Source organism: Candidatus Woesearchaeota archaeon (assembly GCA_026394965.1).
Taxonomy (GTDB): domain Archaea; phylum Nanobdellota; class Nanobdellia; order Woesearchaeales; family 0-14-0-80-44-23; genus JAPLZQ01.
In genome coordinates this window covers 1-6,396 of sequence record JAPLZQ010000002.1, presented here as the reverse complement: position 1 = coordinate 6,396, position 6,396 = coordinate 1, and the positions used below count along the sequence as shown (strand labels likewise).

General features: G+C 41.4%; 7 protein-coding genes. 2 read left to right on the top strand and 5 right to left on the bottom strand.

Annotation, left to right across the window (positions count from 1 at the left end; all coding sequences use genetic code 11):
- Positions 1-167 precede the first annotated feature (167 nt).
- Positions 168-1,463 carry an asparagine--tRNA ligase gene (gene asnS, locus NTV63_00050; GenBank protein MCX6709336.1) on the bottom strand — a complete coding sequence of 432 codons (1,296 nt, stop codon included), beginning with the start codon at positions 1,461-1,463 and terminating at the stop codon, positions 168-170.
- 82 nt (positions 1,464-1,545) lie between these two features.
- On the bottom strand, positions 1,546-2,352 hold the full coding sequence (locus NTV63_00045; GenBank protein MCX6709335.1) for a hypothetical protein: 807 nt from the start codon (positions 2,350-2,352) through the stop codon (positions 1,546-1,548).
- A 350-nt stretch (positions 2,353-2,702) separates the two neighbouring features.
- Here NTV63_00045 and NTV63_00040 point away from each other — a divergent pair, with 350 nt between their 5' ends.
- Positions 2,703-3,149 carry an Lrp/AsnC family transcriptional regulator gene (locus tag NTV63_00040; GenBank protein MCX6709334.1) on the top strand — a complete coding sequence of 149 codons (447 nt, stop codon included), beginning with the start codon at positions 2,703-2,705 and terminating at the stop codon, positions 3,147-3,149.
- 132 nt (positions 3,150-3,281) lie between these two features.
- On the opposite strand, the gene aspS is transcribed toward NTV63_00040, so the two are convergent.
- From aspS to NTV63_00025, 3 genes are all read right to left on the bottom strand, one after another.
- Positions 3,282-4,595 (bottom strand): aspartate--tRNA(Asn) ligase, encoded by a 1,314-nt coding sequence (gene aspS / locus NTV63_00035; protein MCX6709333.1) that lies wholly within the window; start codon positions 4,593-4,595, stop codon positions 3,282-3,284.
- Between the two features lie 63 nt (positions 4,596-4,658).
- On the bottom strand, positions 4,659-5,285 hold the full coding sequence (locus tag NTV63_00030) for an MBL fold metallo-hydrolase (protein MCX6709332.1): 627 nt from the start codon (positions 5,283-5,285) through the stop codon (positions 4,659-4,661).
- A 34-nt stretch (positions 5,286-5,319) separates the two neighbouring features.
- The gene (locus tag NTV63_00025; protein MCX6709331.1) at positions 5,320-5,895 is read right to left on the bottom strand and encodes a hypothetical protein; all 576 of its coding nucleotides are present in this window, start codon (positions 5,893-5,895) and stop codon (positions 5,320-5,322) included.
- A 94-nt stretch (positions 5,896-5,989) separates the two neighbouring features.
- Between NTV63_00025 and NTV63_00020 the strand changes: the two genes are divergently transcribed.
- Positions 5,990-6,396, top strand: a 407-nt coding sequence (locus NTV63_00020; protein MCX6709330.1) for a DUF87 domain-containing protein, incomplete at its 3' end; no start/stop codon positions are given.

Genomic DNA, 6,396 nt, shown 5'->3' with positions numbered 1-6,396 from the left:
TCTGAAAACTGGGAAAAAGCCCCGTTATCCTTCTCCTCTTTTTTCCTAAAAGCCATTATCACCACTAATGCAAATTTTGGTGAGATTATTCCTTTATAATGCTTTTGCTTTGCAAAAGACGCTTTTTCTCCCCAAGAACGCAGAAATAATTCCTTGATTTTTCATGCTCAGGGAGTCCATCTCAGCATTGTCCTTGGGAAGGCAATTGCATCCTTGATGTTCTCAAGCCCGCAAATCCAGCTTATCAGGCGCTCAACTCCAAGCCCGAATCCTGAATGGGGAACGCTTCCGTACCTTCTTGTGTCAAGGTAAAATTCATAGTTCTCAAGCTTTTCTCCCTGTGCAAGAAGCCTCTCCTTTATCTTTTCGAGTTCAGATTCCCTCTCAGAGCCGCCAATCACTTCACCGTATCCCTCTGAAAGCAGGAAATCGCTTCCAAGCACAACATCAGGATTCTTATCATCCTCTTTCATGTAAAACGCCTTTATCTTCTTGGGATAGTGCGTAACTATTATCGGAGTGTCAAACAGTGAGGTTAGTTTGTCTTCCTCAATTGTCCTTAAATCCTTGCCCCAGGGGATTTCAACCCTGCACTTGTCCTTTAGAAGTTTAAGCGATTCATCATAAGTGATTCTCGGAAATTTCTTCTCAAGGCAGGGCTTAATCTTTGAGATATCCCTTTTTAGGATATTCAGTTCAGGCATATTCTTTTCAAGAACTTTTTTCACAACATATTTTATCAGCTCTTCTCCATATTTCATCATGCCTTCGAAATCGCACCAGGCAACCTCCATTTCAGCATGCCAGTATTCAGTCAGGTGCCTTGAGGTCTTGGATTTCTCTGCCCTGAATGAAGGCGCTATTGTGAATATCTTCTCGAGCGAAAATATGACTGGCTCTGCATACAGCTGCCATGACTGGGTAAGATTCACAGGATGCCCAAAGTAATCTACCTTAAACAGAGTTGAACCGCCCTCGCACTGCACAGCAGTAAAGCTTGGGGAATGATGCTCGTAAAAGCCCTGCCCCCAGAAATACTCCCTTATTGCCTGAAAAACAGTGCTCCTGATTTTCAGGATTGAGGTCATATACCTGCTTCTTATCCAGAGGTGCCTTTCATCCAGGAGAAATTCTGTGCTCTGGTCTTTGTTTATCGGGAACGGCTCTGCAAAGTTCACCACTTTTATGTCTGAAACAGCAATTTCAAAGCCGGTTGGGGCTCTTTTTTCAGGATGAATTGTCCCATGAATCTCGCAGGATGACTCAATCAGGATTTTTTCAATGTCAGCCCAGATTTTCTCTGAGACCGTATCCTTTTCAATTATGCACTGGACTATGTCTGTTGAATCACGAAGCACAATAAACCCGAATTTGTTGCTTTTCCTTTCCCTGTAAACCCATCCTCTTATGGATACCTCTCCCTTGCCCTTGTCAATTGCCTCCTTGATTGAGATAAATTTCATTTTATGCACCTGCCCCTGAAAAAATACGCTATGCATCCCCAAAATGCACGCGATTTTAAAAGTTTTGGTTTTTGGCAGTTATTTAATTAAGCGATTTCAGGTATTCTGCAATCTTTTCAACATCTATTGAAAAGCCGCACTGGCAGGGATTCCATTCCTCAAAATATTTCCTGTATTTTTCGCTTTCCTCGCCAAGGAGATCAAGCCTTTCCATCACCTTTTCCGGGCTTTTTTCCCTTTCCCCCCCAAATGCAGCCCTTCCGAGCCCGTCTGGGCAGACGAGCTCAAAGTTCCTTAAAAACTCAGGGTGCATTGGGTCTTCCCTGTCATGGAATGCGCCAAGTTCAGAAGGGAATTCCACAAGGAAAAAAGGCTGCTCAAACATCAGAGATAGCGATTTTATCGATTCCTCGGGAATTTCAAGCCCTTCCTCAACAGGGAAGCCCTCCCTTTTCAGGATTTGGAATGCGCGCTCATAGCTAAGCTTTGGAATCTTTTCCTCTTCAAAAGGAATCCTTATTGCGGGTTTTGAAATTCTTGCCAATGCAATTTCTACGAGCCTTATTGCTTCAGCGCTTGACAGCTCATCTGTTTCAACCCTGATTTTTCCTGTCTCTGTATCATAGACACATACTCCCCGAATAAGCCGTGACTGCTTTTTTCTCGTCTTTTTTCCTATTTCTAATTCTTCCCACTCAAATTCGGGAATTGAAAATGCCTCTCTTGAATCAGGCATCATTTCCGTAAAGCCGCTGCCCTTGAGGAAATCCATTATGTCAACAGCAATTGTTTTCATGTCAAATGAGCCTTTTTCCTGCTCCATAACTGATTCTGCTGTTCTTGCTCTTTCCTGCCTTTCAAAAGGCCTTGCCTGCTGTATTGCTTCCATTTTTTCCTCCGCTGTTTTTATGGTTTTTTTTATTAAGGCCTTTGCAACTCCAAGAATTTTTTATGAATTTCAACAACCTGGGATTGCAAAGGCAATCTTTTAGTTATCAAAATTCATGCAGATGATTTTTGAATCAGGCATTATTTTTACTTTGGAAATGCCCGTATCTGTAGCAGAAAATCTTTCCTCTTCCAGGCACATTTTCCAAAAGCTCATTTTTTTTGCCCTGCACTTATATTATATTTTAAACTATCTGAACTCCTTTTATTATAAATGTTTTCCCTGTAAAACGGCAAAATATTCTAAAAAAACGAAATATTTAAATAAAAATGGAATATTTTTCCATTAAAATGGCACTTGATGAAAAAGATTTCTCAATAATCGGGGTGCTTCTGGATAATTCAAAGCTAACAACGCATGAGATTTCAAAAAAACTCAGAATTCCCATTACAACAGTCCACAACAGGATAAAAAGGCTTGAGCAGACCGGCGTAATAAAGGGATATTCTGCCTTAATTGACTATGAGAAAATTGGGAGGGGAATACTTGCATACATCCTTGTGACAGTTAATTATTCTCTGCCGTCCGGGGGAAAGATGAACCAGGAGGAGCTTGCAAGGAGAATAAGAAAGCTTCCTGAGGTTGAGTCAGTGTCAATTGTCACAGGAGAGACAGACATGATAATTAGGACAAGGGTGAAGAGCATAAGGGAATTAAGCCAGTTCATACTTAAGAAATTAAGGACATTTGAAGGGATTGACAAGGCAATAAGCATGATTGCGCTTAACGACATTTGAGGAAATTTCAAATATAATCAAAAATCAGGCTTTTTGTTTGGAATTGGGGCGGTTTTTTCTTTTTAATCAAAAGAAATTCTGATAATCTCTAAAAAATTTAGAATTAAAAAATCAAATTAAAATTAATATTTCTTATGGCAGAATCCTGTCTGGCTCCCTTGGGAATAGAACAGCTTCCCGTATATTAGGAAGCTTGAGGAGCGCCTGAGTCAGCCTTTCAATCCCGACTGCAAATCCGCCGTGGGGAGGGACTCCGTATTTGAAGAACTTTGTAAACCACTCCAGGTTCTCAGGATTAAGATTCTTCTCATTTACCTGCTTCATGAGATTCTCATAACGGTTTTCCCTCTGCCCGCCTGAACTCATTTCAAGTGCGCCGTAATTCAAGTCAATGCTTCTCGCCCATTCTGGTTCAGAGTCAACTCTCATCACATAGAACGGCTTTATCTCAAAGGGGAACCTGTTGACCCAGTAGAAATCTGAATTGTATTTTTCCTTTACATATTTGGCAAGCAGCTCCATTGATTCTGAATCAAAGTCAGTTCCCTTTGGAAGCTTTTTTCCTAGGGATGCAAGGATGTCATACACCTCAGGGAACCTTATTTCGGGGAAAGGAGTTTTTGGAACTGAAAGTGAGATTCCAAGAAGAGCAAGGGAATCAGCGCATTTCTCAACAGCATTCTTTATTGCATGCACTATAACCCGCTCTTCAAGCCTTTCAATGTCAATCTCGTCTTTTATGAAAGCAATCTCAACTGCGCAGGCGCGGTGCTCGCAAAGGTGCCTTGCTGTGTGGGATTTCTCAGCCCTCCAGTTAGGGCCAAGGTCATATATCTTCTCAATGCCTCCGGCAATTGTGAGCTGCCTGTGAAGCTGAGGGTCCTGCCTCAGATAAGCCTCTTTCCCGTAATAGGCGATTTTAAAAACTTCTGCCCCTGATTCAGAAGCAGCTCCCATTATGCATGGAGTGAAAACATGAAGAAATCCGCTTTTGCTGAGGTATTCTGTCATGCCTTCTATCAATGCCGACTCTATCTTGAAGATTGCAAGGTTCTTCTGCTTTCTTAAGTCAACGCTTCGGTAGTCAAACCTCTTGGCAAATCCGGTCTCAATGTCTTTTTCTGTAACAAGAATTGGAAGGGCGTCTGATTTTGCAAGAATCTCAATTTTTTCAATTGAAATCTCAATCCCCATTTTTGCGATACTGCTTTTCTTTACTGTTCCAACTACTGAAATAACGCTTTCGGGGGTTATTTTTGATATTCTCTCAAATGATTCCCTGTCCAAAACATCTGAAAGAGCAACAAGCTGGGCAAGCCCTGAAAAGTCCCGGAGCACTATGAATTTTATCTTCTTCAAGTCTCTTATTTCCTGAACCCAGCCAGAGAGCATTACCTTCTTTCCGTCCATTTCAGGATTCAATTCCTTCACAAAAGTTCTTTCCATTTTTTTAGCCTCTTAAGAGATTTTGCCAGGTTAAGTTTTAAATCTTTTGATTAAAATTCTGCATCAAATTATTTTTGCCTCTCCGTGAAAAAGCGCCATGAACTCTTCTGCATCCTCCTTTTTTCCGACAATTGAGCCGTAGTGCATCGGAACTGCAATTTTCGGGGAAAATGAGTTTGCAGCTTCAGAAGCCTCTTTTGCATCCATTGTGTATGTGCCGCCAACAGGGAGCATTGCAACATCAATGTCCTTGAGGGAGCGCATTTCAGGTATGAAGTCAGTGTCCCCCGCATGGTATATTCTCTTGCCTTCAATTGTTATGACATAACCAAGCCAGTTGTTATCCCTCGGATGAAACTGCTTTTTTATGTTATATGCGGGAACGGTTTCAATCACAATGCCTTTTTCTTCAATTTTTTCATCAGGATTTGCAATCTTTATTTCAATTCCATCTATTTTCCTGATCTGGCTGAGGCAGTCGGGAGGCGCTATTATCATTGTCCCTTTTCCGGCAATCTTTTTCAGGTCTTCCAGGCTGCAATGGTCATAATGGCTGTGGGTTATTAAAATAAGGCCTGCCCTTTCTCCTGAATCAATATGAAAAGGGTCAATGTAAATTATAATTTTTCCAGTTATCCTGAATCCTGAGTGCCCAAGCCATTCAATTTTGACATTATTCAGTTCAAGCATTTTCTCACCCGTTTTGCGATTGCGAAAAGCATATCTATCTCTTGAGCCGCAGGGCAAGAGCCATGTCCTCAAGGCGCTTTATCTCATACTTTATCCCGTCAAACTTTTTCCTTAATTCGCCGTTTGGAAAATCAAACTTCATCAGCTCATAATATATCTCAAGCACAAGCCCCTTCATCTCAATTGCAAAATCATAGCTTCCGTTTGCAGCAGAATTTATCGCAATCCTTGAAATCTCTCCGATAAGGTCGCACATTCCAAGAAGGTAATGCTCTCCCTGGACTCCAAGCTCCTTGTGCGTAGGCATCCTCTTCTCTTTTATTATCTCAAAAAAGCACAATGCCTCAACATATTCCTGCATTGCATTTTTCAATGTTCCAGAATAGATGAGCGCAGGGACTTTTGCAATTTCCTTCTCCAATTCAGCATAAACCTTTCTTATCTCTTCAGCAGACTTTTCTGCCTCAGAAAGCTCATTCCGGTGCACAGAGTAAATTATTCTCTTTGAAAGCCTGATTATCTCCCTTGTCTTTCCAATAAGGTATTCCCTGTTGCTGTCAAACATTTCAAGCTCATTCTTGATTTCCTCAAAATCCTTTCTTTCTATCATGGGAATATTTATCCCCCGGCTGTTTATAAATGTTTTCGTGCAGGAATTTTCCTTTTATGAAAGGATTACAAAAATATTTATACTGGCTTTTGATTTGCCTAATTCAGGAATGTATGACATAATCATAGGAAGGGATGAGGAAGACAAGAAGAAGTTCGGCGATGTAGGCACAATATTCATAGGGAAGCACTATGTCAAAATGGGGCAGACAACATCGCTTTCCAACTCAATTTACCTTGATGTGGCGCGGAGCCATGTAATCTTCATATGCGGAAAGAGGGGCTCAGGAAAGAGCTATACCATGGGCGTGATTGCCGAAGCAATCTCTGACCTGCCAAAAGAGATATCCAAGAATGTCGCTGTCCTGATGCTCGACACAATGGGGATATACTGGACAATGAAAGACCCAAATCTCAAGGAAAGCGCCCTTCTTTCAGAATGGGAGATGAAGCCGAAGGCAATGAGGATAAACATATTCACTCCAAAAGGTTTTTTCAAGGA